General features: G+C 61.0%; 24 protein-coding genes. 11 read left to right on the forward strand and 13 right to left on the reverse strand.

The window, feature by feature from the left end; all coding sequences use genetic code 11:
* Positions 1-142: 142 nt before the first annotated feature.
* The 4 genes from ODQ19_RS00795 to cmoB are packed head-to-tail and all read left to right on the forward strand — an operon-like array spanning position 143 to position 2,923.
* Complete coding sequence (locus ODQ19_RS00795; RefSeq protein ID WP_330209099.1) at positions 143-532, forward strand: protease inhibitor I42 family protein; 390 nt, start codon at positions 143-145, stop codon at positions 530-532.
* A 1-nt stretch (position 533) separates the two neighbouring features.
* A complete protein-coding gene (locus ODQ19_RS00800; RefSeq protein ID WP_330209100.1) occupies positions 534-1,190 on the forward strand; it encodes a lysoplasmalogenase in 657 nt (218 codons plus the stop codon).
* Between the two features lie 36 nt (positions 1,191-1,226).
* Positions 1,227-1,970 carry a carboxy-S-adenosyl-L-methionine synthase CmoA gene (gene cmoA, locus ODQ19_RS00805; RefSeq protein ID WP_330209101.1) on the forward strand — a complete coding sequence of 248 codons (744 nt, stop codon included), beginning with the start codon at positions 1,227-1,229 and terminating at the stop codon, positions 1,968-1,970.
* Positions 1,967-2,923: a tRNA 5-methoxyuridine(34)/uridine 5-oxyacetic acid(34) synthase CmoB gene (gene cmoB / locus ODQ19_RS00810; protein ID WP_330209102.1), complete on the forward strand. Its 957-nt coding sequence runs from the start codon at positions 1,967-1,969 to the stop codon at positions 2,921-2,923. Before cmoA ends, cmoB begins: the two co-directional genes overlap by 4 nt.
* Before the next feature lie 138 nt (positions 2,924-3,061).
* Here the strand turns inward: cmoB and tadA are convergent, their stop codons facing one another.
* The 10 genes from tadA to lptF all read right to left on the reverse strand — a co-directional run bounded on the left by tadA (position 3,062) and on the right by lptF (position 13,709).
* Positions 3,062-3,562, reverse strand: coding sequence for a tRNA adenosine(34) deaminase TadA (tadA, locus tag ODQ19_RS00815; protein WP_330209103.1), 501 nt, complete (start codon positions 3,560-3,562; stop codon positions 3,062-3,064).
* The gene (locus tag ODQ19_RS00820) at positions 3,562-4,944 is read right to left on the reverse strand and encodes a multicopper oxidase family protein (RefSeq protein ID WP_116667295.1); all 1,383 of its coding nucleotides are present in this window, start codon (positions 4,942-4,944) and stop codon (positions 3,562-3,564) included. The genes tadA and ODQ19_RS00820 overlap by 1 nt, the downstream gene beginning before the upstream one ends.
* Before the next feature lie 249 nt (positions 4,945-5,193).
* Entirely contained in the window at positions 5,194-5,937 is a 744-nt protein-coding gene (gene pdxJ / locus ODQ19_RS00825) for a pyridoxine 5'-phosphate synthase (RefSeq protein ID WP_069558075.1), read from the reverse strand.
* A 51-nt stretch (positions 5,938-5,988) separates the two neighbouring features.
* Positions 5,989-6,678, reverse strand: a complete 690-nt coding sequence (gene recO, locus ODQ19_RS00830; protein ID WP_116667267.1) for a DNA repair protein RecO — start codon at positions 6,676-6,678, stop codon at positions 5,989-5,991.
* Between the two features lie 194 nt (positions 6,679-6,872).
* On the reverse strand, positions 6,873-7,775 hold the full coding sequence (era, locus tag ODQ19_RS00835) for a GTPase Era (protein WP_005785147.1): 903 nt from the start codon (positions 7,773-7,775) through the stop codon (positions 6,873-6,875).
* Positions 7,768-8,457: a ribonuclease III gene (gene rnc, locus ODQ19_RS00840; RefSeq protein ID WP_003188856.1), complete on the reverse strand. Its 690-nt coding sequence runs from the start codon at positions 8,455-8,457 to the stop codon at positions 7,768-7,770. The genes era and rnc overlap by 8 nt, the downstream gene beginning before the upstream one ends.
* Before the next feature lie 144 nt (positions 8,458-8,601).
* Positions 8,602-9,456: a signal peptidase I gene (gene lepB, locus ODQ19_RS00845; RefSeq protein WP_116667266.1), complete on the reverse strand. Its 855-nt coding sequence runs from the start codon at positions 9,454-9,456 to the stop codon at positions 8,602-8,604.
* 5 nt (positions 9,457-9,461) lie between these two features.
* Positions 9,462-11,261, reverse strand: coding sequence for a translation elongation factor 4 (lepA, locus tag ODQ19_RS00850; RefSeq protein ID WP_003210439.1), 1,800 nt, complete (start codon positions 11,259-11,261; stop codon positions 9,462-9,464).
* A gap of 257 nt (positions 11,262-11,518) precedes the next feature.
* Positions 11,519-12,598 (reverse strand): LPS export ABC transporter permease LptG, encoded by a 1,080-nt coding sequence (lptG, locus tag ODQ19_RS00855; protein WP_330209104.1) that lies wholly within the window; start codon positions 12,596-12,598, stop codon positions 11,519-11,521.
* Complete coding sequence (lptF, locus tag ODQ19_RS00860) at positions 12,591-13,709, reverse strand: LPS export ABC transporter permease LptF (RefSeq protein ID WP_330209105.1); 1,119 nt, start codon at positions 13,707-13,709, stop codon at positions 12,591-12,593. Before lptF ends, lptG begins: the two co-directional genes overlap by 8 nt.
* A 284-nt stretch (positions 13,710-13,993) precedes the next feature.
* Between lptF and ODQ19_RS00865 the strand changes: the two genes are divergently transcribed.
* From ODQ19_RS00865 to rlmF, 5 genes are all read left to right on the forward strand, one after another.
* Complete coding sequence (locus ODQ19_RS00865) at positions 13,994-15,484, forward strand: leucyl aminopeptidase (RefSeq protein ID WP_330209106.1); 1,491 nt, start codon at positions 13,994-13,996, stop codon at positions 15,482-15,484.
* A 179-nt stretch (positions 15,485-15,663) separates the two neighbouring features.
* Positions 15,664-16,092: a DNA polymerase III subunit chi gene (locus tag ODQ19_RS00870; RefSeq protein WP_330209107.1), complete on the forward strand. Its 429-nt coding sequence runs from the start codon at positions 15,664-15,666 to the stop codon at positions 16,090-16,092.
* A 7-nt stretch (positions 16,093-16,099) separates the two neighbouring features.
* Positions 16,100-16,474: a DNA polymerase III subunit chi gene (locus ODQ19_RS00875; protein WP_330209238.1), complete on the forward strand. Its 375-nt coding sequence runs from the start codon at positions 16,100-16,102 to the stop codon at positions 16,472-16,474.
* Positions 16,475-16,622: 148 nt separating this feature from the next.
* Positions 16,623-19,469 (forward strand): valine--tRNA ligase, encoded by a 2,847-nt coding sequence (locus ODQ19_RS00880; RefSeq protein WP_330209108.1) that lies wholly within the window; start codon positions 16,623-16,625, stop codon positions 19,467-19,469.
* Positions 19,470-19,706: 237 nt separating this feature from the next.
* Positions 19,707-20,723 (forward strand): 23S rRNA (adenine(1618)-N(6))-methyltransferase RlmF, encoded by a 1,017-nt coding sequence (rlmF, locus tag ODQ19_RS00885; protein WP_116667260.1) that lies wholly within the window; start codon positions 19,707-19,709, stop codon positions 20,721-20,723.
* Positions 20,724-20,925: 202 nt separating this feature from the next.
* Here the strand turns inward: rlmF and ODQ19_RS00890 are convergent, their stop codons facing one another.
* Positions 20,926-21,207 (reverse strand): HU family DNA-binding protein, encoded by a 282-nt coding sequence (locus ODQ19_RS00890; RefSeq protein ID WP_003188840.1) that lies wholly within the window; start codon positions 21,205-21,207, stop codon positions 20,926-20,928.
* A gap of 397 nt (positions 21,208-21,604) precedes the next feature.
* Between ODQ19_RS00890 and yejK the strand changes: the two genes are divergently transcribed.
* Together yejK and ODQ19_RS00900 are read left to right on the forward strand one after the other, a co-directional pair.
* Complete coding sequence (gene yejK / locus ODQ19_RS00895; protein ID WP_014717069.1) at positions 21,605-22,609, forward strand: nucleoid-associated protein YejK; 1,005 nt, start codon at positions 21,605-21,607, stop codon at positions 22,607-22,609.
* The gene (locus ODQ19_RS00900) at positions 22,609-22,959 is read left to right on the forward strand and encodes a glutaredoxin family protein (protein WP_330209109.1); all 351 of its coding nucleotides are present in this window, start codon (positions 22,609-22,611) and stop codon (positions 22,957-22,959) included. The genes yejK and ODQ19_RS00900 overlap by 1 nt, the downstream gene beginning before the upstream one ends.
* Positions 22,960-23,348: 389 nt before the next feature.
* Here the strand turns inward: ODQ19_RS00900 and ODQ19_RS00905 are convergent, their stop codons facing one another.
* Entirely contained in the window at positions 23,349-24,326 is a 978-nt protein-coding gene (locus ODQ19_RS00905; RefSeq protein ID WP_330209110.1) for a FecR family protein, read from the reverse strand.
* Positions 24,323-24,901 carry an RNA polymerase sigma factor gene (locus ODQ19_RS00910; RefSeq protein ID WP_330209111.1) on the reverse strand — a complete coding sequence of 193 codons (579 nt, stop codon included), beginning with the start codon at positions 24,899-24,901 and terminating at the stop codon, positions 24,323-24,325. Before ODQ19_RS00910 ends, ODQ19_RS00905 begins: the two co-directional genes overlap by 4 nt.
* Between the last annotated feature and the right edge of the window lie 2 nt (positions 24,902-24,903).

The following is a 24,903-nucleotide window of genomic DNA, read 5'->3' on the forward strand; positions in this document are numbered from 1 at the left end:
TCGGTGTTGTTAATGACAACGCGGTCAAGTGTGGGAGCGGGCTTGCCCGCGATGGCGCCAGCCGCCATACCGCCCGCCTCTTGTCACACCTTGTCTCATCTTCGGTTATGCTCCCCCTTCGTCGTGTATTAACGGAGCCTTCATGACCGCTGCCCGCCTGTTTCTCCCCTTGAGCCTTGCCCTGCTGGCCGCATGCGCCAGTGCCCCCAAGCAAAACGTCAGCGTGGACAACCAGAGCGCCTGCCCGCTCCAGCTTAAAAACGGGCAAAACCTCATCCTCACCCTGCCCAGCAACCCCACCACCGGATACCGCTGGGCCATCCAGGACTCCGCCGGCGGCGTGTTGCGCGCCTTGAGCCCCGAGGTCTACAGCAGCACCGAGTCCGGCGTGATCGGCGGTGGCGGCCAGTCCACCTGGCGCTTCCAGGCGTTTGCCACAGGGCAAGGGCGTTTGCGCCTGACGTCCCAGCAACCTTGGGAGCCGGAGGCCGAACCTGTCGAATCCTTTGACTGCGCCATTACGGTGAACTGATATGCCATGGCTGATCCTTGCCTTGATGGGTGCCGGCACCTTTGTCTACGGCCTGGCGACCCATGCAACGCTGCTGTGCCTGCTGGTCAAGCCGCTGCCGGTGCTGGCGCTGCTGGGTTGGCTGCATGACGCGCCGCCCACCGAGTATCGACGCTGGATCAGCCTGGGGTTGATTTTTTCCCTGGTGGGCGACGTGTTGCTCGCCTGGCCAGGCGACCTGTTCATCTTTGGCCTGGGCGCGTTTCTGTTCGCGCATCTGGCCTATCTCAAAGCCTATTTCAGTGACTGTCGGCGCTTGGCGTTGCTGCCGCTGGTGCTGGCCCTCGGCGTGGGCGCAATTTTGCTGAGCATCCTGATCTCCCACGGCTTGGGTGAACTGCTGATACCCGTGGTGGTTTACGCACTGGTGATCAGCGCCATGCTCTGGCGTGCATTGGCGCGACTGGGCAGCGAGGTGCCCAAACGTTCGGCGTGGCTGGCGGCGACGGGTGCGATGTCGTTTGTGGTTTCCGACGCGCTGATCGGCATCAATCGGTTTGTGCTGGCGTTCGAGGCAGCGCCGTATTTGCTGATCGCCACCTACTGGCTCGGGCAGTGGGGCATCACCGCCTCGGCTTTCCATCAGACAACCCGCGCATCCGAGGAGCAACTTGGCTAAAATGCCGGCCTTTCCCCCACCGTCGCCGGAACAGCCGTGAGCAAAGAACCCGATCGCCTATTCGCCCAGCCCCTGCCCCAGGTGCCGGACTTCGCCTTTAACGAGGATGTGGTGCGGGTGTTCCCGGACATGATCAAGCGCTCGGTGCCGGGCTACCCCACCATCGTCGAGAACCTCGGCGTGCTGGCCGCGCAATTTGCCCAGCCCCACAGCGTGCTGTATGACCTGGGCTCTTCCCTAGGTGCCGTGACCCAAGCCCTGCGTCGCCATGTACGCACCGAGGGTTGCCGGGTGATCGCCGTGGATAACTCCGCCGCGATGGTCGAGCGCTGCCGCGAATACCTCAATGGCCAGGACTCGATGTTCCAGGAGTTGCTGCCCGTGGAGGTGATCGAGGGCGATATTCTCGCCCTGCAATTCAAGCCCGCCTCGGTGGTGGCCCTGAACTTCACCCTGCAATTTATCGCCCCCCAGGAGCGCCTGGCGTTGCTGGGGCGCATTCGCCAGGCGCTGCTGCCGGGCGGGGCGTTGATCCTCTCGGAAAAGCTGCGCTTCAACGATGTAGATGAACACGCGCTGCTGACCGACCTGCATATCGCCTTCAAGCGCGCCAACGGCTACAGCGAACTGGAAATCGCCCAGAAGCGCAGCGCCATCGAAAACGTCATGAAGCCCGACAGCCTCGAAGAACATCGCGAACGCCTGCTGGCGGCCGGGTTCTCGAAAGTCGTGCCGTGGTTCCAGTGTCTTAACTTTGCCTCGTTGATTGCCTTGCCATGATTGATTTGTCTCCCCTCGCCCGCCACCTGGTCGGCACTCCCCTGGCCGTGTGGGCCCAGGGCCTGCAAGCGCAGCTCGATAGCAAAATGGAAAAGGGCCATGGCGACCTGGAGCGCTGGCAGAGCGCCTTGGATGCACTGCCGAAGATCCAGCCCAGCAGCGTAGATTTACTCAACGGCCTAGTGCTGGACACCGATTGCGACGACGCCACCCGCGCACAGATGCACACGGCGCTGATGGGCCTGAGCCCCTGGCGCAAAGGCCCGTTCCATCTGTTCGGCGTGCATGTGGACACCGAGTGGCGTTCGGACTGGAAGTGGTCGCGGGTCGCGCCTCACCTGGACCTCAAAGGCAAGCGCATCCTCGACGTAGGCTGCGGCAACGGCTACTACATGTGGCGCATGCTCGGCGCCGGGGCCGACAGCGTGATTGGCGTGGACCCCAACTGGCTGTTCTTCTGCCAGTTCCAGGCGGTGCAGCGCTACTTGTCCGAGCCCAAGGCCTGGCACTTGCCGTTCCCGTTCGAAGACTTGCCGGCGAACCTGGAAGGCTTTGACACGGTATTTTCCATGGGCGTGTTCTACCACCGCCGCTCGCCCATCGAGCATTTGCTGGCGTTGAAGGACACCCTGGTCAAGGGCGGCGAGCTGGTGTTGGAAACATTGGTGGTGGAAGGCGACCAACAACAAGTGCTGGTGCCGGAAGACCGTTACGCACAGATGCGCAACGTGTGGTTCCTGCCGTCGGTGCCGGCGTTGATGCTGTGGCTGCGCCGGGCCGGGTTCAGTGAGGTGCGGTGCGTGGATGTGAGCGTGACCACGGTTGAGGAACAGCGTGGCACGCAGTGGATGAAGTATCAGTCGCTGAGTGATTTCCTGGACCCTGAGGATCACAGCAAGACCATTGAAGGGCTGCCGGCGCCGATGCGGGCGGTGATCATCGCTCGCAAATGACCCGCCGATCTTCTTGAATAAATGGAGATCAAACTGTGGGAGCGGGCTTGCTCGCGAATGCGGTGTGTCAGTCAAAGATAATGTGACTGACACACCGCATTCGCGAGCAAGCCCGCTCCCACATGGTTTTTTTCAGCGTTAGTTAGATTGTGGTTTAGCTCGGCGAGCCTTGAAGAACTCGCTGAGGACAGCCCCACACTCCTCGGCCAACACCCCGCCTTCAAACAACACCCGATGATTCAAAAAGCCCTGGGTAAAAAACTGCCCCTGGCTTTGCACGATGCCCGCCTTCGGCTCCAGCGCGCCATACACTACCCGCGCAACCCGCGAATGCACGATCAACCCCGCGCACATGCTGCACGGTTCCAGCGTCACGTACAGCGTGCTGCCCACCAGCCGATAGTTACTGATCGCTTGCGCAGCATCGCGGATCGCGACCATTTCGGCATGGGCACTGGGGTCGTTGCCGCTGATGGGGCAGTTGAAGCCGCGGCCGATGATTTCACCGTCCTGCACCAGCACCGCACCCACCGGCACTTCGCCCAATGCGGCGCCTTGGGCGGCGAGCGCCAGGGCTTCGCGCATAAAGTCCTGGTCACGGCTGCGGTCGATAATCGCAGCGGGGCGAATCTGGCGCATCACGCCACCTCGATGGCGGCCATCAGGCCGGTTTCCATGTGGTCGATCACATGGCAATGGAACATCCACACCCCTGGGTTATCCGCCACCAAGGCCACGCGGGCGCGCTCGTTCTTGCCCAGCAGGTAGGTGTCGGTGAAATACGGGATCACCTTGTGGCGGTTGGACGCAAGCACCTTGAAGCTCATGCCGTGCAGGTGGATCGGGTGCTGATACTGGGTCATGTTCTTCAATTCGAAAATGTAGCTCTTGCCCTTCTCCAGCTTGGCAATCGGGCGGTCGGCACAGGTCTTGTCAGTGATGTCCCAGGCTTGGCCGTTGATCTGCCACAGGCTCGGTGGCTTGCCGTTTTCGACATTGACCGACACTGAACCGACCCATTCGAAATTGAAGTTGAGTTTCTCGGCATTGGCCAGGTCTGGCTCGGCGACCGGGTTAGCCGGCAATGCTGGTGGCCATGCGGTAGGCGCGTCGGTATTGGCGACAGAGCGGAAGGTGCCAAGGCGCACCGGGCCGTTGCGCAGCGACAGCTCTTCGCCCGCCGGCGGCGCCTTGATCGCCAGGCAGATGCGCATGCCCGGGCCCAGCCAATATTCCTTGCCCAACGGGCGCGGCTCGATGGGGTTGCCGTCCAACGCGTAGATCTGCGCTTCGACGCCGGGAATATTGAGGCGATAGGTCAGGGTGTTGTCGAGGTTGAGCAGGCGCACGCGGGTGATTTGCCCGGCAGGTAGCTCGATGACCGCCTGGGGCACGCCGTTGATAGTCGAGAGGCGCCCGGCCGTGCCGCCACGCGCCGCTTCACGGGGGATGCTGAACTCGACAAACGCGCCCTCTTCGTCGATGTGCCAGTTCTTCAGGCTCAAGGTGCGTTCGTACTTGAAACCGGTGGGTTCGCGCTCTTCCACGATCAACGGGCCGACCAGTCCACGGCCGAGTTCTTCGCTGCTGCTGACATGGGGGTGGTACCAGTAACTGCCGGCATCGGGCACGCGGAATTTATAGTCGAAGTATTCGCCAGGCAGCACCGGCAATTGCGAGACGTAGGGCACGCCGTCCATTTCCAGCGGCAGGCGGATGCCGTGCCAGTGGATGGTGGTGGCGACCGGCAGGTGATTGATAAAGCGTACCCGCAGCCATTCGCCTTGGCGCACGCGCAACTCGGTGCCAGGCGCCGAAGGGCCGAACGCCCAGGCCTGAGTCTTGTGCCCCGGCACCAACTCTACGTCCAGGGGCGCGGCAATCAACTCGTAATCGTGCCCGGCCTCGGACTCAGCGACTTTCCCCAGCCAATAGCGGTAGCCACCGCCGGCACCGACGCCTACTACGGCCAGGCCAGCAAGACCACCCAGGATTTGTCGACGGGAAAAGGATCGGGACACAACAACCTCGCGTATCTGCCGCAGGCCAAGGGCCCGCAAAGGGCTGATACGATACACCTGCGTCGGCTAAACAGTAAGGCTTCGCATTGCCGCATGGCGCAATTGTAAAACCCGATGAAGATCAAATGTGGGAGCGGGCTTGCTCGCGAATGCAGGGTCTCAGTAAATGCATCTTTAACTGACCCACCGCATTCGCGAGCAAGCCCGCTCCCACATTTTGGTCCTCAGTGTTCTTTAGACTGCGTTCACTCAGGCCTTGGCAGCAGCCAAAATCAGGGCTTTCATCTCGGCCACGGCGCCTTTGAAACCGACGAACAGCGCGTGCGCGACCAGCGCATGGCCGATGTTCAGTTCGTTGATACCCTTGATCGCGGCCACGGCTTCGACGTTGTGATAGTGCAAGCCATGGCCGGCGTTGACGATCAAACCTTCATTGAGCCCGCAGTTCACGCCGTCGATGATGCGCTGCAACTCGTCGGCCACTTCGGTCGGCGTGGTGGCATCGGCATATCGGCCAGTGTGCAGCTCGATCGCCGGGGCGCCCACGCGGCGGGAGGCTTCGATCTGGCGCTCGTCGGCGTCGATAAACAGCGAGACTTCACTGCCGATCCGCGACAGGCGCTCCACCGCGGCCTTGATCCGCGCTTCCTGGCCCGCGACGTCGAGGCCGCCTTCGGTGGTCAACTCCTGGCGGGTTTCCGGTACCAGGCAGATATGCGCCGGGCGGATGCGCTCGGCGAACGCCATCATTTCTTCGGTCACGCCCATTTCGAAGTTCATGCGGGTTTGCAGCACGTCCTTGAGCAGCAACACGTCGCGCTCCTGGATGTGGCGGCGGTCTTCGCGCAGGTGCACGGTGATGCCGTCGGCGCCCGCTTCTTCGGCGTCCAGCGCGGCCTTGACCGGGTCAGGGTAACGGGTGCCCCGGGCCTGGCGCAGGGTGGCGACGTGGTCGATGTTGACGCCAAGAAGAATGCGATTGCTGGTGGTCACGGAAGCGCTCCTGAAAAGGGAAAGAATCGGTGCACAGCATACACGGGGATGTCAGGGCTTTCGAAACAACTCGCGACTGACCAGCGGCCGCCCGCCCAGGTGCACAGCCAGGGCCTGGCGCATCAGGCGCTTGGCGGCGGACAGCGCACCGGGAGCGTGCCAGTCGGCTTCGCTCATGGCCAGCAGTTCGGTGCCCTGAAACAGGCCGGGCTGCAGCAGGTACACGCGCTCAAGCCCCGCATCGACTTGCAGGCGATACATACCATCGGCGGCGATGGGCTCGCCGTGCAGGTCGTTGGCCAGTTCGAAGCCGTAGCCAAGGTCGTCGAGCAAACGCCATTCGAAAGCGCGCAGCAGCGGCTCCAGCGGACGGCCTTCAGCGAGGGCGAGTAAGGTGGCAGCGTAGTGATCGAAGACCGCCGGGTGCGGGTCTTCGGCGGGCAACAGGCGGATCAGCAGTTCATTGAGGTAAAGGCCACTGAACAACGCATCGCCATTCAGCCAGGCCGAGGTGCCGACGCTTTCCAGGCGGCCGACGTTTTTCAGCTCGCCCTTGCCGCGAAACTCCACGTCCAGCGCCACGAACGGCCGCGCCAAGGTGCCCGCCTTGCCCCGTGCGCTGCGCAATACCGCGCGCAGGCGGCCTTGGGGCGTGAGGAAGTCCACCAGCGCGCTGGTTTCGCGGTAGGCGCGGCTGTGCAGGACGTAGGCGAGTTGGCTGGGGGGTGGGGATTGCGACATGAGACGGGGAATCTCTAAAGAAGGAGAGCGCTTTTGTGGCGAGGGAGCTTGCTCCCGCTGGGCTGCGAAGCAGCCCCTCTAGCAGTCACCGAGTTATACCTGAAAAACCTCGTCGACCTTGTTGGGGCCGCTCCGCGGCCCAGCGGGAGCAAGCTCCCTCGCCACAGCAAGCCCGCCAGTCATCGTGCAACCCGTTACAGGTCGCCATAGCCCAGGGAGCGCAACGCACGCTCATCATCGGACCAGCCACCCTTAACCTTCACCCACAGGTTGAGCATGATCTTGGAGTCGAACAGCAACTCCATGTCCTTGCGCGCTTCGGTGCCGATGCGCTTGATACGCTCGCCCTTGTCGCCAATGATGATTTTCTTCTGGCCGTCACGTTCGACGAGGATCAGCGCATGGATATGCAAGGTCTTGCCCTGCTGCTTGAACTCTTCGATTTCGACGGTGATCTGGTACGGCAGCTCGGCGCCCATCTGGCGCATGATTTTCTCGCGGACCAGTTCAGCGGCAAGGAAACGGCTGCTGCGGTCGGTGATCTGGTCTTCCGGGAAGAAGTGCTCGTTTTCCGGCAGGTAACCGGCGATCACGCGCTCCAGCGCTTCGAGGTTGTGGCCGTGCTGGGCCGAGATCGGCATGATCTGGGCGTTCGGCAGCTGTTCCTGCAACCAGGTCAGGTGCGGCATCAGCTCGGCTTTGTCTTCGATACGGTCGGTCTTGTTCAGCGCGACGATCAACGGGCCGGTCACGTATTGCACACGCTCGAGGACCATCTGGTCTTCGTCGGTCCACTTGGTGCGGTCGACCACGAAGATCACCACGTCGACGTCTTTCAACGCGGCCGAGGCGGTCTTGTTCATGTAGCGGTTCAGGGCTTTCTCGCCACCTTTGTGCATGCCAGGGGTATCGACATACACCGCTTGCACATTGCCTTCGGTCTTGATGCCCAGCATGTTGTGGCGGGTGGTCTGGGGCTTGCGCGAGGTGATCGCGAGCTTCTGGCCGAGGATGTGGTTGAGCAGCGTGGACTTGCCCACGTTCGGGCGGCCGACGATGGCAACATAGCCACAGCGTGTTGCGGTTGAATCAGTCATGGCCATTCTCCACGCCCAGGGCAATCAGTGCTGCAGCGGCCGCTACCTGTTCGGCAATACGACGGCTCACACCCTGACCTCGGCTTTTTTCGTTCAATAAAGTGATTTCACATTCCACGAAGAACACCCGGCAATGGGGCTCGCCCTGGATATCCACCACTTCGTAACGTGGCAGTTCGCACCCACGCGACTGCAGGTATTCCTGCAGGCGGGTCTTGGGATCTTTGTTGGTGTCGACCAACGTCAGGCTTTCGATTTCCGAAGCCAACCAGGCGACCACGCGCTCCTTGGCCGTCTCCATGCCTGCATCGAGGTAGATCGCGCCGATCAAGGCTTCCAGGGCATCAGCCAGGATTGACTCGCGACGGAAACCGCCGCTTTTCAACTCACCGGAACCCAGCCGCAGGTACTCGCCCAGGCCGAAGCCCCGGGCCAGCACGGCCAGGGTCTCGCCTTTCACAAGGCGTGCGCGCAGGCGCGAAAGCTGGCCTTCTCGCGCTTGGGGGAAGCGCTCGAACAGCGCCTCGCCGGCGGCGAAATTGAGGATAGCGTCACCGAGGAATTCCAGGCGCTCGTTATTGCGCCCTGCAAAGCTGCGGTGTGTGAGGGCAAGGACCATCAATTCCTGGTCCTTGAAGGTGTAGCCGAGCTGACGCTCGAGACGACTTAGAGAAACGGTCACGGTTTATCCATATCTAGTTGATGGCACCGGCGGCCATCGACGATTGACGCAGTGTTCAAATTCAAATCCTGATGGGTACCGGGCATCGGAAAATGTCCAAGCCCCAGAAAAGCATTCGGCGCTGTGTTCACAGCGCCGCTTGTATTACTTGATCAGCCCGACCCGCGAGAAGTTCGGCAGGTGGCTGAGCTTGGGTTCCGGCCAACTCATCCAGACCGCGAAAGCTTTGCCGACAATGTTCTCGTCAGGCACCATGCCCAGCAGGTCCTTGGGAATGTTGGGGTCATCCCAATAGCGGCTGTCGTTGGAGTTGTCGCGGTTGTCGCCCATCATGAAGTAGTGCCCGGCAGGCACTTTCCACTGGCCATCCGGCATCGCGCGGTAGCGGCTCATTTCCTTGCGGATTTCGTGCTCCACCGCACCGAGTTTTTCCTGGTACAGCTCAGCGCTGCCCAGGGTGTTCGGCTCGGCACCCAACAGCTTCTCGGCCACCGACTCACCGTTGATGAACAGGCGCTTGTCGCTGGTGTAGCGCACCACGTCGCCCGGCAGGCCGACCACACGCTTGATGTAGTTGACGTTCGGGTCGCTTGGGTAGCGGAACACCATCACATCGCCGCGCTGCGGGTCACCCACGGGGATGACTTTCTTGTCGATCACCGGCAGGCGAATGCCGTAGGAAAACTTGTTCACCAGGATGAAGTCGCCCACATCCAGGGTCGGTTTCATCGACCCCGAAGGGATCTGGAACGGCTCTACCAGAAACGAGCGCAACACCAGCACGATGAACAACACCGGAAAGAACGACTTGCCGTACTCAACCAGCAAGGGCTCTTTGTTCAGCTTCTCGACCACCACCGCATCGGGCTGGCTGACGCTGCCCTGATAGGAGGCGATGGCCGCCCGCCGACGCGGGGCGAAGAACACCAGATCGAGCAACGCCAGGAGACCACAGACGGCAACGGCGATGACCAGCAACAGCGGGAAATTTAGTGACATAGGACCTAACTATCCAACCTGAGCACCGCAAGGAAGGCTTCTTGTGGAATTTCCACGTTACCCACTTGCTTCATGCGTTTTTTACCGGCCTTTTGCTTCTCAAGCAGCTTGCGCTTACGGCTTACGTCACCGCCGTAGCATTTGGCCAGTACGTTCTTTCTGAGAGCCTTGACGGAAGTCCGCGCAATGATCTGCCCGCCAATGGCGGCCTGGATCGCGACGTCGAACATCTGGCGCGGAATCAGTTCTTTCATCTTCTCGGTCAACTGGCGACCTTTGTAGTGCGCGTTGTCCTTGTGCACGATCAGTGCCAGGGCATCGACCTTGTCGCCGTTGATCAACACATCCAGTTTCACCAGATTAGCCGATTGATAACGGTCGAAATGGTAGTCCAGCGAAGCATAGCCGCGGCTGGTGGATTTGAGACGGTCGAAGAAGTCCAGGACCACTTCGTTCATCGGCAAATCGTAGGTCACTTGCACCTGGGTACCGAGGAACAGCATGTCGTGCTGTACGCCACGCTTTTCGATACACAAGGTAATCACGTTGCCCAGGTGTTCCTGTGGCACAAGAATATTGGCGCGCACAATCGGTTCGCGCATGTCTTCGATGGAAGACAGGTCTGGGAGCTTGGACGGGTTGTCGACATAAATCGTTTCACCGGTTTTCAGCGCCAGCTCAAAAATAACGGTCGGCGCTGTGGTGATCAGGTCCAGATCGTATTCGCGCTCAAGGCGCTCCTGGATGATTTCCATGTGCAGCATGCCCAGGAACCCGCAACGGAAGCCGAAGCCCAGGGCGTCGGAGCTTTCCGGGGTGTACTGCAGCGACGAATCGTTGAGGGTCAGTTTCTGCAGAGCCTCACGGAAGTCTTCGAAGTCGTCGGAGCTGACCGGGAACAGGCCGGCGTAGACCTGCGGCTGGATGCGTTTGAAGCCCGGCAGCACGTCTACGTCAGGCGTAGAGCTCAAAGTCAGGGTGTCACCGACCGGCGCACCGTGGATGTCTTTGATACCGGCGATGATGAAGCCTACTTCGCCGGCTTTCAGATCAGTGGTGGCGGTGTGCTTGGGGTTGAATACACCAACGCTGTCCACCAGGTGGATCTTGCCGGTGGACTTGACCAGGATCTTGTCGCCCTTCTTCACACGGCCATGGCGCACGCGTACCAGGGAGACAACCCCCAGGTAGTTGTCGAACCAGGAGTCGATGATCAACGCTTGCAGCGGATCTTCGTAGTTGCCGGTAGGGGCGGGAATGGTCTTGACCAGGCGCTCGAGCACTTCGTCGACGCCCAGACCGGTCTTGGCGCTGCACTCGACGGCGTCGGTGGCGTCAATGCCAATGATTTTTTCGATTTCTTCTTTGACGCGATCAGGATCGGCTTGAGGCAAGTCGATCTTGTTCAGCACCGGCATGACTTCCAGGCCCTGCTCGATGGCGGTGTAGCAGTTGGCCACGGACTGGGCTTCAACGCCCTGCCCCGCGTCCACCACCAGCAATGCGCCTTCGCAGGCCGCCAGGGACCGGCTGACTTCATAGGTAAAGTCGACGTGGCCTGGGGTGTCAATGAAGTTCAGCTGGTACTTGATACCGTCTTTGGCGGTGTAGTACAGGGTAACGCTGTGGGCCTTGATGGTGATCCCGCGCTCGCGTTCGAGGTCCATGGAATCCAGTACCTGGGCTTCCATTTCACGTTCGGCAAGGCCACCGCACATCTGGATAAATCGATCGGCCAGCGTCGACTTGCCATGGTCAATGTGGGCGATGATGGAGAAATTGCGGATATGACTCAAATCACTCACGGATCAACACTCAAAAAGGCTGCAGGCAGATTGCCCGCTGAAAAATAGCCGGGAATTGTACCTGATGCTCAGGCCAGACGTCATCTTTGCTGACCAATACAAAAAAGCCCCACTTTAATGGGGCTTAAAACTGTAGGAGCGAGCTTGCTCGCGAAAATCGCCAACGATAACGCGCTTGTCCAGGATGAACGCGGCGTTTCGCAGATTTTCGCGAGCAAGCTCGCTCCTACAGTGAGTGGCATTTCGCGAGCGCGGCTTCAACCGGCCCGGCGCAGCAGCCAGAACCCGGCCACGGCACAAATGGCCGTGGGCACCAGCACCGCAAACAGCGGCGAGAAGCCGAATACCAGGCTCGACGGCCCGAGCAAGTCCTGGGCGATGCGGAAGGTGAAGCCTACCAGCACGCCGGTAAATACCCGTTGGCCCAGGGTCACGGAGCGCAATGGCCCGAAAATAAAGGAAATCGCCATCAACACCAAGGCGGCGGTAACCACCGGTTGCAAGACTTTCACCCAGAACGCCAGCCAGTAGCGGCCATTGTTCAAACCCTGCTCCTTGAGGTAGTGGATATAGCTCCACAAACCGGAGATCGGCAGGGCTTCCGGCACCATGACCACGGTGTTGAGCAATTCCGGCTTGAGGGCGATATCCCACTGCTCGGTCGGCACGTTGATCACTTCGGTGCTGGACTGGGTGCCCTGGCCCACGTTACGGAAGTGCGTGGTGGTGACGTCACTCAGTTGCCATTGCTCGCCACTGTACTGCGCGCGCTTGGCGAAGCTGGACGACAACATATGCCGCTCTTTGTCGAAGGTGTAGCGGGTCACCCCGATCAACAGGCCCCCCGGTTGCACGGCGTTGATGTGGATGAACTCGTCACCCTGGCGGTGCCACAGGCCATGCTTGGCGCTTTGCGCATCGCCCGAACCCTGGGCCAGGGCGCGATTGGCCTGAGCGGTGGCTTCGGCCGGTGGCGCGACGTATTCACCGATCAGCACGCTGCAGGCCATCAGCAGCAGCATCGGCTTCATCACCGCCCAGACGATACGGCCGATGGACACCCCGGCGGCGCGCATGATGGTCAGCTCGCTGTTGCTGGCCAGGGTGCCCAGGCCGATCAGGCAGCCGATCAGCGCGGCCATTGGCATCATGTCGTAAAGACGACGCGGCGCGGTCAGTGCTACGTAGCTCAGCACGTCCGTGACTGTGTAAGTGTCAGTAACGTTGCCCACTTCATCAATGAAGGCGAACAACAAGGCCAGGCCGAGGATGATGCCCAGTACCGCCAGGATGGCGATCAGTACGCTAATGCCGATGTAGCGATCAAGCTTAGCCACGAGCCAACTCCTTCAGGCCACGACGGCTCTTCATTTTCAAACGGATAGGTTCCCAGTAGAGCAGCCCCAGGCCGATCATCAGGAAAACCCCGTGCACCCACCACAGGCCCAGGGCCGGCGGCAACTTGCCCTTCTCCAGGGAACCACGGGCAGAAATCAAGATGGTCAGGTAAGCCATGTACAGCAGGATCGCCGGCAGCAACTTGAGGAACCGCCCCTGGCGCGGGTTGACGCGTGACAGCGGCACGGCCATCAGGGTCACGATAAAGACCAGCAGCGGCAGGGACAGGCGCCATTGCAACTCGGCGATAGAGCGCAACTCCGGACTGCCCAACAGCGATGAGGTGGGCAGCGCGTCGCGGTCGGTGACCTCGTCACTGATCTCGGCCTTGGGCAGCATGACGCCATAGGTGTCGTACTTGATCGCCCGATAATCCGCCAGGCCAGGGCTGCCGTCGTAGCGGTAGCCGTTTTCCAGGATCAGGTAGCGGTTGCCATCGGGACGGATTTCCTGGCGCCCGCTGTCGGCCACCAGGATGGTAATGCCACGGTCTTTCTGGTTCTGGCCGAGGTTCTTCTGGGAAATGAACACGCCGCCGAGGTTGGAGCGGTCATCGGTCATGGTTTCGGTGTAGGTCACCCGCGAACCGTCGCTGAGCGCCTGGAAGCGACCGGGCTCGAGGGTGTCGAACTCAGTCATCGCATCCTGTTTGTTCAGCAGCAACTGGAACTGCATGGCCCCCTGGGGCGCCAGGCTCATGCTCAACCAGGCCACTACCAGAGCAACGCCGGCGGCAGGCACCATGGTCATGGCCAGCAGGCGCTGCTGGCTCATGCCGGTAGCCGACAGCACGGTCATCTCGCTTTCCAGATACAGCCGGCCATAGGCCAGCAATATGCCGAGAAACAGGCCAAGCGGCAGGATCAACTGGAGCATGCCGGGCATCCGGTAGCCCATGATCAGGAACAGTGACCCCGGATCCAGGGCGCCAGCGGCGGCTTGGGCCAGGAACTTGACGAAACGACCACTCATGATGATGACCAGTAACACCGCACTCACGGCACTCAGGGTCAACAGGACTTCGCGGGACAGATAACGGAAGACAATCAAACCAGACACTCCAGGGTTGTCAGGCTAAGGCGGCCAAACAAGCAAGCATACCGAGTCGACCCGTTTACCACGGGCCGGCTAAAAAGATGGCGCATTATCCTGTGATTGACCGCGCCTGTCACGGAGCTTACTCATGCGCACGCACAAAGCGTGCGCCAAGGGTTGTCAGGCTCCGCTGGCGAGGTTCAAACTGCGGCCTTTGTCGCTGGCGGTTTACAACGCTGCCGAGCTTTAAAGCCGGAGTACAAGCTCCCGGCTCACAGACCTTGATAAGGGACCCGAAAATGGAATTGGTTGTAAAAAGCGTTAGCCCCGAAACGTTGAAAACCGCCACCCTCGTGGTCGCTGTCGGCGAAGGCCGCACACTCGGCGTCGCCGCCAAGCAACTGGACGAACTGAGCGGCGGCGCTATCAGCGCCGTGCTCAAGCGCGGCGACCTGGCCGGCAAGGTCGGCCAGAGCCTGCTGCTGCAGAGCCTGCCCAACCTTAAAGCCGAGCGCGTTTTGCTGGTGGGCGTGGGCAAGGATGCCGAACTGGGCGACCGTCCGTTTCGCAAGATCGTCAGCGGCATCCTCACCACCCTCAAGGGCCTGGGCGGCAGCGATGCGGTGCTGGCACTCGATGAAATCGTGGTCAAGGGCCGCGACAGCTACGGCAAGACCCGCCTGCTGGCCGAGTCGCTGGTGGACGGCGGCTATGTTTTCGACCAGTTCAAGAGCCAGAAAGCCGAACCCCGGGCCCTGAAGAAAATCACCCTGCTGACCATCAAGGCCGCCCAGGCTGAAGTCCAGCGCGCCGTCACCCACGCCCAGGCCATCGCCAACGGCATGTCGTTCACTCGCGACCTGGGCAACCTGCCGCCGAACATCTGCCACCCGACATTCCTGGGCGAACAGGCCAAGGCATTGGGCAAAGAATTCAAAGGCTTGAAGGTTGAAGTACTGGACGAGAAGAAGATCAAGGACCTGGGCATGGGCTCGTTCTATGCCGTGGGCCAGGGCAGCGACCAGCCGCCACGCCTGATCGTGATGCAATACAACGGCGGCAAGAAGTCCGAGAAGCCTTACGCCCTGGTAGGTAAAGGCATCACCTTCGACACCGGCGGCATCAGCCTCAAGCCGGGCGCCGGCATGGACGAGATGAAGTACGACATGGGCGGCGCCGCCAGCGTGTTCGGCACCCTGCGTGCCGTGCTGGAACTCAAGCTGCCGATCAACCTGGTGTGCATCCTGGCCTGCGCCGAGAACATGCCGAGCGGCGGCGCGGCTCGCCCAGGCGATATCGTCACCACCATGAGCGGCCAGACTGTGGAGATCCTCAACACCGACGCCGAAGGCCGTCTGGTGCTGTGCGATGCCCTGACCTACGCCGAGCGCTTCAAGCCCCAGGCCGTGATCGACATCGCCACCCTGACCGGTGCCTGCATTGTCGCCCTGGGCTCCCACACCTCAGGCCTGCTGGGCAATAATGACGAACTGATCGAGCAACTGCTCAGCGCCGGCAAGGCCGCCGACGACCGCGCCTGGCAACTGCCGCTGTTCGATGAGTATCAGGAACAGCTCGACAGCCCGTTCGCCGACATCGCCAACATCGGTGGCCCGAAAGCCGGCACCATCACCGCGGCCTGCTTCCTGTCGCGCTTTGCCAAGAACTTCAACTGGGCTCACCTGGACATCGCCGGCACGGCCTGGACCAGCGGCGGCAAGGACAAGGGCGCCACTGGCCGTCCGGTACCCCTGCTGACTCAATACCTGCTGGATCGCGCCAAGGCTTAAGCGGCCTCTGCGCCCCCCTTGTAGGAGCGAGCTTGCTGTGGCGAGGGAGCTTGCTCCCGTTGACTGCGTAGCAGTCCCCGGCTTTTTAGGGGCGCTCCGCACCCCAGCGCAAGCAAGCTTGCTCGCCACAGCAAGCTCGCTCCTACAGGGGGGCAACCAGGCCAGCCCCAGGATTTCCAATGCCCCAAGTCGACTTCTATATATTGCCCAGCGCCGATCCACTCGCGCGCCTGGACTTTGCCTGCAAACTCACCGAAAAAGCCTGGCGCATGGGCCATCGTATCTACCTGCATTGCAGCGATGCCGCCCAACGTGACGAACTTGATGCCCGTCTGTGGCGCTTCAAGGGCGAAAGCTTCGTGCCCCACGGCCCCGCCGAATCCGAACCCGAAAGCCTGGTTGTGCTGGGTTTGGGGGACAGTTGCGGCGCTCACCATGATTTGCTGGTCAACCTCGACCTGAAAGTACCGGCCTTTGCCAAAGCGTTCGCCCGTGTGGCGGAAGTGGTGGTGGAAGACCCGGCTATTCGTCAGGCTGCGCGGGAGAGTTTCCGTTTCTACCGTGAACAGGGCTATCCTCTGCAGGATCACCGGCTACAACGACTTTGAGTACATGATGGACACTCCCAACCCGCTGAAAAAAGACGACCACCTGCTGGATGACCTTGAGTCGATCCGTCAGTTGCTGGGTGATGACAACCTGCAACCGCCGCTGCTGACCGAGACGGTCGAGGGTGAGGTACAGATTCCGCTGTTGTTCGACATGGTCGGCGGCAAGCCTGCCGCACCTGCGCCTGAGGTTGCAGAACCCGCCCCAGCCGCCGAAAAAGCCCCAGACGCGCTGCTGCTGCACCTGGACAACGAACTGCGCGCCGCCGCGCAATTGATCATGCAGGATGTGATCGATGACTTTGCGCCGCATATCGAGGCTGAGATCAAGCGTCGGATGGATGCGCGGATGGAGCGGTTGCTCAGCCAATACCAGAACTGAAGGTGCCCCCACCCCTGTGGGAGCAGGCAAGCCAGCTCCCACATTAATTCTGCATCGGTCTTAAACCGTCTTCACCTCGCCCTCGCCCCTATCCCCCGTTATACTTGCCGGCTTTCCTGAATAAATGCCAACTAGGGTCCCGCCGCGCATGGATAAGACCTACCAGCCCCACGCTATCGAAACTTCCTGGTACAACACCTGGGAGTCCGAGAACTATTTCGCCCCACAAGGTGCGGGCGACTCGTACACCATCATGATTCCACCACCGAACGTCACTGGCAGCCTGCACATGGGCCATGGCTTCAACAATGCGATCATGGACGCGTTGATCCGCTTCCGCCGCATGCAGGGTCGCGACACCCTGTGGCAACCGGGCACCGACCACGCCGGTATCGCCACCCAGATGCTGGTGGAACGCCAACTGGAAGCCACCGGCCAGAACCGTCACGACCTGGGTCGCGAGAAATTCCTGGAGAAAGTCTGGGAATGGAAAGACCAGTCCGGCGGCAATATCAGCCGCCAGATCCGTCGCCTGGGTTCGTCCGTAGACTGGAGCCGCGAGCGCTTCACCATGGACGACGGCCTGTCGGAAGCCGTGAAGGAAGCCTTCGTGCGCCTGCACGAAGACGGCCTGATCTACCGCGGCAAGCGCCTGGTCAACTGGGACACCAAGTTGCACACGGCCATTTCCGACCTCGAAGTGGAAAACCATGACGAGAAAGGCTTCCTGTGGAACCTCAAGTACCCGCTGGCCGACGGCGCCAAGACCGCTGAAGGCAACGACTATCTGATCGTCGCCACCACTCGTCCGGAAACCATGCTCGGCGACGCCGCCGTCGCGGTTAACCCGAACGACGAACGCTACCAGGCGCTGATCGGCAAGTTCGTCGAACTGCCATTGGTTGGCCGCCGTATCCCGATCATCGCGGACGACTATTGCGACCCTGAATTCGGCACCGGCTGCGTGAAAATCACCCCGGCCCACGATTTCAACGACTATGAAGTCGGCAAGCGCCACAACCTGCCGCTGCTGAACATCTTCGACAAAAATGCCGCCGTATTGCCAGCCTGCCAGGTGTTCAACCTGGACGGCACGCTCAACGACAGCATCGACGGCAAAATCCCGGCCGAATACGCAGGCCTCGACCGTTTTGAAGCGCGCAAGCAGATCGTTGCGGCCTTCGACGCGGCCGGCTTGCTGGTCAGCGTCGACGACCACGGCCTGAAAGTGCCCAAGGGCGACCGCTCCGGCACCGTGATCGAGCCGTGGCTGACCGACCAGTGGTACGTGTCCACCAAGCCGCTGGCAGAGCCTGCGATTGCCGCCGTGGAAGACGGCCGCATCCAGTTCGTGCCTAAACAGTACGAAAACATGTACTTCTCGTGGATGCGTGACATCCAGGACTGGTGCATCAGCCGTCAGCTGTGGTGGGGCCACCGTATTCCGGCCTGGTACGACGAATCGGGCAAGGTCTATGTAGGCCGCGACGAAGCCGAAGTGCGCACCAAGCACAACCTCGGCGCCGACATCGCGCTGCAACAGGACAACGACGTACTGGACACTTGGTTCAGTTCAGGCCTGTGGACCTTCTCTACCCTGGGCTGGCCGCAGCAGACCGAGTTCCTGAAGAAATTCCACTCCACCGACGTGCTGGTCACCGGCTTCGACATCATTTTCTTCTGGGTTGCCCGGATGATCATGCTCACCATGCACTTGGTGAAGAACGAAGACGGCACCCCGCAGGTACCGTTCAAGACCGTGTACGTACACGGCCTGGTGCGCGATGGCCAGGGCCAGAAGATGTCCAAGTCCAAGGGCAACGTCCTGGACCCGCTGGACATCATCGACGGCATCGACCTGGAAACCCTGGTGCAAAAACGCACTTCGGGCCTGATGCAGCCAAAGTTGGCCAAGAAGATCGAGAAGCAGACCCGCGACGAGTTCGCCGACGGTATCGCCAGCTACGGCACCGACGCCCTGCGCTTCACGTTCTGCTCGCTGGCCTCCACCGGTCGCGACATCAAGTTCGACATGGGCCGCGTCGAAGGCTATCGCAACTTCTGCAACAAGATCTGGAACGCCGCGCGCTACGTGCTGGACAAAGGCGAAGACTGCGGCCAGAACGGCGAAGCCTATGAGCTGAGCCTGGCCGACCGCTGGATCATTTCGCAGCTTCAGCGCACCGAAGCCGAAGTGACCCGCCAGCTCGACCAGTTCCGTTTCGACCTGGCCGCACAGGCCCTGTACGAGTTCATCTGGAACCAGTATTGCGACTGGTACCTGGAACTGTCCAAGCCGGTGCTGTGGGACGAAAACGCCCCGGTCGAACGCCAGCGCGGAACCCGTCGTACCCTGGTGCGCGTGCTGGAAGTGGCGTTGCGCCTGGCGCACCCGTTCATGCCGTTCATCACCGAAGAAATCTGGCAGCGCCTGGCGCCGCTGGCCGGTATCGAAGGCAAGACCATCATGCTGCAACCTTGGCCAGTGGCCAACGAAGCACGCATCGATGAGGCCGCCGAAAGCGATATCGAATGGCTCAAGACCCTGATGCTCGGCACACGCAACATCCGCGCCGAGATGAACATCGGGCCGGGCAAGCCGCTGGCCGTGTTCGTCAAGAACGCCAGTGCCGAAGACCAGCGTCGCCTCAGCGAGAACGATGCGCTGCTCAAGAAGCTGGCCAAGCTGGAGTCGATCACCGTATTGGCTGCGGATGCCGAAGCACCGTTATCTGCCACCGCGTTGGTGGGCGATATGGAAGTGCTGGTGCCGATGGCCGGGCTGATCGACAAGGGCGCGGAACTTGCCCGTCTCGACAAGGAAATTGCGCGTCTGCAAGGTGAAGTGCAACGCGTGGGCGGCAAGCTGTCCAACGCGGCGTTCGTTGACAAGGCGCCAGCTGAAGTGATCGAGAAAGAACGCGCCAAGTTGGCCGAGGCTGAACAGGCCTTGGGCAAGCTGGCGGAGCAACATGCGCGGATTTCCAGCCTGTAAGGCTTGCGCCGTGTAAAAAAGAGACCTTCGGGTCTCTTTTTTTGTCCAGGCAAACGACACTGTTTCCCAATCAAAACCCTACCCCTGTGGGAGCTGGCTTGCCTGCGATAGCATCACCTCGGTCTGCCTGATACACCCAGTCGCCTGCATCGCAGGCAAGCCAGCTCCCACATTTGACCGAGTTGTCTTGAGAATGTGTGACAATGCCCACCACATTGAGCCAACACCAGAATCATCATGACCGCCCCCACTACGCCCAAACCTCCGCGCAAGAAGCCTAAAACCGCCGCCACGGCCAAACCCGTCGCGCCGCGCAAAGAGGCCACCCTGCACCCGCGCAACCGCCACACGGGCCGTTACGACTTCCCGGCGCTGATCAAGACCACGCCTGAACTGGCCAAATTCGTGATCATCAATCCCTACGGCAAAGAGAGCATAGATTTTGCCAGCCCGGATGCGGTGCGGGTGTTCAACCGGGCGTTGCTCAAGTCGTTCTATGGCATCCAGCATTGGGATATCCCGGCCGATTACCTGTGCCCGCCGGTACCGGGACGTGCTGACTATGTGCATTTCCTCGCCGACCTGCTGGCCAGCGTCAACGACGGCAAGATCCCGCGGGGCTCGATCGTCAAGGTGCTGGACATTGGTATGGGCGCCAACTGCGTGTACCCGCTGATTGGCTATATGGAGTACCGCTGGAACTTCCTGGGCTCGGAGGTCGACCCGATCGCCGTGTCCGCCGCCAAGGCTATCGTGCAGTCCAACGACCTGAGCAAGGTCATCCAACTGCGCCAGCAACCCAACCCCAAGCAGATCCTGTTGGGCCTGCTGGAACCGGGTGAGCGCTTTGACCTTACTATGTGCAACCCGCCGTTCCATGCATCCATGGACGAAGCCACCAAAGGCAGCGAGCGTAAATGGCGCGCCTTGGGCAAGGCCGACCCGAAGCGCAAGTTGCCGGTCCTCAACTTCGGCGGCCAATCGGCCGAACTGTGGTGTGAAGGCGGCGAGGCGCGGTTTGTGACGCAGTTGATCGCCGAGAGCGCGCATTTTGCGCATAAAGTGCTGTGGTTCAGCACGCTGGTGTCCAAAGCCTCCAACTTGCCGGCGATCGAAACGGCATTGAAAAAAGCTGGCGTGCTGGAAAGCCAGGTGGTGGAGATGTCCCAGGGGCAGAAGCAGAGCCGCTTTGTGGCCTGGACCTTCCAGACCAAGAACGAGCAGCAGATCTGGCGCGAGCGCTGGGTTCGCTGACACCAACCTGTAGGAGCGAGCTTGCTGTGGCGAGGGAGCTTGCTCCCGTTCGACAGCGAAGCTGGCGTTGGCTTTTTGGGGGCTGCTGCGCAGCCCAGCGGGAGCAAGCTCCCTCGCCACAATAAACTCGCCACACAATAAAATCGCAGGCAATAAAAAACCGTGCCCGGATCACTCCGAAGCACGGTTTTTTTGCTGCGTCTTACTTGTTAACAGCGTCGGTCAGGCCTTTAGCCACAACCAGCTTGATAACTTTCTTGGCAGCGATTTCGATGGCAGCGCCAGTCGAAGGGTTACGGCCAGTACGGGCAGGACGCTCGGTCACTTTCAGTTTGCCAACGCCTGGCAGAGTGATTTCGCCGCCATTTTCCAGCTGATCAGCAACAACTTGGCTCAGTTGGTCCAGCAGAGCACGCACGGTAGTTTTCGGTGCGTCTACTGCTTCAGCCAGGTCAGCGATCAGTTGGTCTTTAGTAATAGCCATTGTGGTGTTCCTTCCCTATCAAATTCATATGGATTGCAGAGTGCAGTGTCAGCCGTCGAGCCCGACCGTCATGGCCTGGCATCCCCGGCCATAACCACGGAGATCGGGGTTATAGATGCTTGAAACGGGGATTGGTTCGACCTGACAAATGCTGAATGCACGCTTAACGCCGAGACTTGGCGTAAGACGGGGCAAAACTAGCACAGAGACGGGGAAATATCCGCCTCAACATACCCATTTGGTCAGCTTTATCGCTCTAAACCGTGAAAAAAAGGCATATGACCAGTCGGAGGGCGGGCAAAATGCCGTTCGGGGCACGTCTTGACCAATGGGTGCGGTACACTGGGCGACTTTTCGGGGAGGCCAACCGCTCCCCCTTCAACCAGCCGAGAAGCCTATGCCGATCCGTCATTGCATCGTCCACCTGATCGACAAAAAACCCGACGGCACACCCGCAGTTCTTCACGCCCGCGACACGGAACTGGCCGAGTCCGCCGCCATCGAGAACATGCTTGCCGACCTCAACGAGAGCTACAACGCCAAACAAGGCAAGGCCTGGGGTTTCTTCCATGCCGAGTCCGGCGCGCACCCGTTCAGCGGCTGGTTGAAGGAATACTTTGACGGTGGCCAGGACTTCACCAGCTTCAGCCGCACGGCGGTAGAGCACCTGCAAAAGCTGATGGAGGAATCCAACCTCTCCACCGGCGGCCATGTGCTATTTGCCCATTACCAGCAAGGCATGACCGACTACCTGGCCATCGCGCTGCTGCACCACAGCGAAGGCGTGGCGGTGACCGACGAGCTGGACGTGACGCCCTCGCGCCACCTGGACCTGGGCCAGTTGCACCTGGCAGCGCGTATCAACGTCTCCGAGTGGCAGAACAACAAGCAGTCCAAGCAGTACATCTCCTTCATCAAAGGCAAGAACGGCAAGAAGGTCTCGGAGTATTTCCGCGACTTTATCGGCTGCCAGGAAGGCGTGGATGGCCCGGGCGAAACCCGCACCCTGCTCAAGGCGTTCAGTGACTTCGTCGAAAGCGAAGACCTGCCCGACGAGTCCGCCCGCGAGAAAACCAAGACCCTGGTGGACTACGCCAGCAGCCAGGCCAAGCTCGGCGAGCCCATGGGCCTGGAGGAGCTCTCCGGGCTGATCGATGAAGACCGGCCAAAAGCCTTCTACGACCACATCCGCAACAAGGATTACGGCCTGTCGCCGGAAATTCCGGCCGATAAACGCACCCTCAACCAGTTCCGCCGCTTCACCGGGCGCGCCGAGGGCCTGTCCATCAGCTTTGAAGCGCACCTGCTGGGCGACAAGATCGAGTACGACGAAGCCGCCGGCACCTTGATCATCAAGGGCCTGCCGACCCAACTGACCGACCAGCTCAAGCGCCGTAACTGATGCTGGGCGGGGTGCTCAAGAAAGTCCTGCTGGTGTTGCTGGTGGTGGTTGCGATCCAGAACTGGGGCAAGGTAGAGCGGCTGTTCAACCCGTCCCAGGTGGCGCCCGAGCACGTACGCGCCTCTGCGCGGGTGGTGCTCTATGCCACCGGGTGGTGTGGGTACTGCAAGCAGATCCGGCGTTTTCTGGACCAGAAGGGTATCCCGTACCAGGCCGTCGATATCGAGCAGGATGCCCAGGCGCGCAAGGCGTATGAAGCGCTGGGCGGTGGCGGGATTCCATTTGTGGATGTGAACGGGACCTTGATTCGCGACTACAACCCCGAAGCAATCATGGCCGCATTGAAGTAACACGCAATCAAATGTGGGAGCTGGCTTGCCTGCGATGGCCATAGGTATCTACACAACTTTGGGGCGACGCTGGACCTGTGGCGAGGGAGCTTGCTCCCGTGACGGCCTGACAGCCGACGCATCTCTACCTGACACCCCAGGATCCAAATGTGGGAGCTGGCTTGCCTGCGATGACGGCCTTCCAGCCGACACAGCTATACCGAGTACATATCCATTCCTGCGGTAACGGCCACTTAGGGTTCCGCCCCAACGGCGGCTCACTTTGCAAAAGCCGGGATGCCGGCCCAGGCCAAAGTAAGCAAAACGCTCTTGCCCCACCCATCGCGGTGCGTGCCGAGCTGAGGTATTCCTTGCCTAACCGATTCAGCAGCGAAAACCGCAACGCAGGCCTAGCGCAACACAATCATGCGGCCCAACAGGCTGTGCTGTTCAAAACCCAACACCGCTTGCAAGGCGTTCAAGACCGCTATGGGGTCCTGGCTCGGAAAGCTGCCGCTGACGCGTTTGGCGGCCATGTCTTCGTTAAGCAAAAGAATTCGACCGGGGTAATAACGCCTCAGGTCCTCGACCACATCGGCCAGGGGTGCCTTGTAGTAGTTGAGCCAACCTTCGCGCCAGGCCAGGCGTGAGGCGCTGTCGACCCCATGCAAAGGGTCGGCAATACCATCGGCGTAGGCCACTTGCTGACCCGCTGTCAGCACCTGCTGCTGGCCGTATTTGGAGGGCGTCACGCCCACACGGCCGGACAACACAGTGACCTCGGCGCCGTCAGGTTGCAGGCGCACTTCGAACTGCGTACCCAGTACTCGAGTCTCACCGCCGCTCGCCTCCACCACGAAGGGTTGGCCGGTGTGGGTCACGCTGAAAAAACCTGCACCACGACGCAGTTGGATGTGCCGTTCGCGCTGGCTGAAATCCACGGCGATGGCGCTGTCGGCGTCGAGGGTGACCTTGGATTGATCGGCCAGGGTGAAGGTCTTCACCTCCCCCGGCGCCGTCACGTAATCAGCACCTAACTCATCGACCCAGCGTGACGGCTGCCAACCGGCGCCTATCGACACCATCAGCAGCAGGCAGGCGGCGACGGCCAAGGCACCAGACCAACGCGCTACCCGGGAGCGTTTGGAGGCGTTGATCGTATTGAGGTAGCCCTGCAAGGCGAGCGCGTCCTCGTCGGCCAGTTGGCGCGCCGGTACTTCGCTTAATTCCCAGAGCACCTGGGCATGGGAGTATGCCTCGACGTGTGCGGGATCCGCGCGTAACCAACGACTGAACGTGGCCTGGTCGCCGCTGCTGGGCTGGTTATGCAGCAGGCACAACCAATCGAGCGCGGCCTGTTCCTGGGCGGGCGTGGGCGTGACGTTCACGGGGCTTTCCCTGGCATGCGTGGAGGCGATGGTTCGCGAAGGCTGGCCTTGCAGGCTTCGAGGGCGCGCATCATATGTTTTTCCACCGCGCTTTGGGACAGGCCCATGGCCTTGGCGATTTCGGCGTACTTGCGGCCGTGGATGCGGTTAAGCAGGAAAATCTGGCGGGTGCGTTCGGGCAAGCTGCGCAAGGCGGCTTCCACATGGCGCAGATCATTGCCCGCCTCCAGCGCTGCCTGGGGTTCGCAGCCTTGGTGGTCGGATTGTTCCGGCAGCCAGCCTTCGTTGCTGCGTGCTCGCGCGCCTTCGCTGCGCAGGTGGTCGATGGCGATGTTGCCGGCGCAGCGAAGCAGGTAGGTGCTCAGCTCTTCGACCTGCACCAGCGGGCGACGCCAGAAGCGCAGGAACAAATCCTGCACCAGGTCGGCTGCCGTGGCGCGGCACCCGACGCGGCGGCTGACCAACGCCTCCATTTGCGAACGCTGGGACAAAAACACCTGCAGGAAATGCGCGCGTCCACCCGCTGCATCCGCGTGCGGAGTGTCCTGAGGAGATTGCGGTAGATGGCTCCTCATGG

The organism is Pseudomonas sp. AM4(2022) (genome assembly GCF_036346515.1).
Classification (GTDB): Bacteria; Pseudomonadota; Gammaproteobacteria; order Pseudomonadales; family Pseudomonadaceae; genus Aquipseudomonas; species Aquipseudomonas paracarnis.

Coding starts and splice junctions, on each gene's coding strand:
- ODQ19_RS00795 (WP_330209099.1), top strand. CDS start 143: ATGACCGCTGCCCGCCTGTTTCTCCCCTTGAGCCTTGCCCTGCTGGCC.
- ODQ19_RS00800 (WP_330209100.1), top strand. CDS start 534: ATGCCATGGCTGATCCTTGCCTTGATGGGTGCCGGCACCTTTGTCTAC.
- cmoB (WP_330209102.1), top strand. CDS start 1,967: ATGATTGATTTGTCTCCCCTCGCCCGCCACCTGGTCGGCACTCCCCTG.
- tadA (WP_330209103.1), bottom strand. CDS start 3,562: ATGCGCCAGATTCGCCCCGCTGCGATTATCGACCGCAGCCGTGACCAG.
- recO (WP_116667267.1), bottom strand. CDS start 6,678: ATGTCGCAATCCCCACCCCCCAGCCAACTCGCCTACGTCCTGCACAGC.
- era (WP_005785147.1), bottom strand. CDS start 7,775: ATGACTGATTCAACCGCAACACGCTGTGGCTATGTTGCCATCGTCGGC.
- lepB (WP_116667266.1), bottom strand. CDS start 9,456: ATGTCACTAAATTTCCCGCTGTTGCTGGTCATCGCCGTTGCCGTCTGT.
- ODQ19_RS00865 (WP_330209106.1), top strand. CDS start 13,994: ATGGAATTGGTTGTAAAAAGCGTTAGCCCCGAAACGTTGAAAACCGCC.
- ODQ19_RS00870 (WP_330209107.1), top strand. CDS start 15,664: ATGCCCCAAGTCGACTTCTATATATTGCCCAGCGCCGATCCACTCGCG.
- ODQ19_RS00875 (WP_330209238.1), top strand. CDS start 16,100: ATGGACACTCCCAACCCGCTGAAAAAAGACGACCACCTGCTGGATGAC.
- ODQ19_RS00880 (WP_330209108.1), top strand. CDS start 16,623: ATGGATAAGACCTACCAGCCCCACGCTATCGAAACTTCCTGGTACAAC.
- rlmF (WP_116667260.1), top strand. CDS start 19,707: ATGACCGCCCCCACTACGCCCAAACCTCCGCGCAAGAAGCCTAAAACC.
- ODQ19_RS00890 (WP_003188840.1), bottom strand. CDS start 21,207: ATGGCTATTACTAAAGACCAACTGATCGCTGACCTGGCTGAAGCAGTA.
- yejK (WP_014717069.1), top strand. CDS start 21,605: ATGCCGATCCGTCATTGCATCGTCCACCTGATCGACAAAAAACCCGAC.
- ODQ19_RS00900 (WP_330209109.1), top strand. CDS start 22,609: ATGCTGGGCGGGGTGCTCAAGAAAGTCCTGCTGGTGTTGCTGGTGGTG.
- ODQ19_RS00910 (WP_330209111.1), bottom strand. CDS start 24,901: ATGAGGAGCCATCTACCGCAATCTCCTCAGGACACTCCGCACGCGGAT.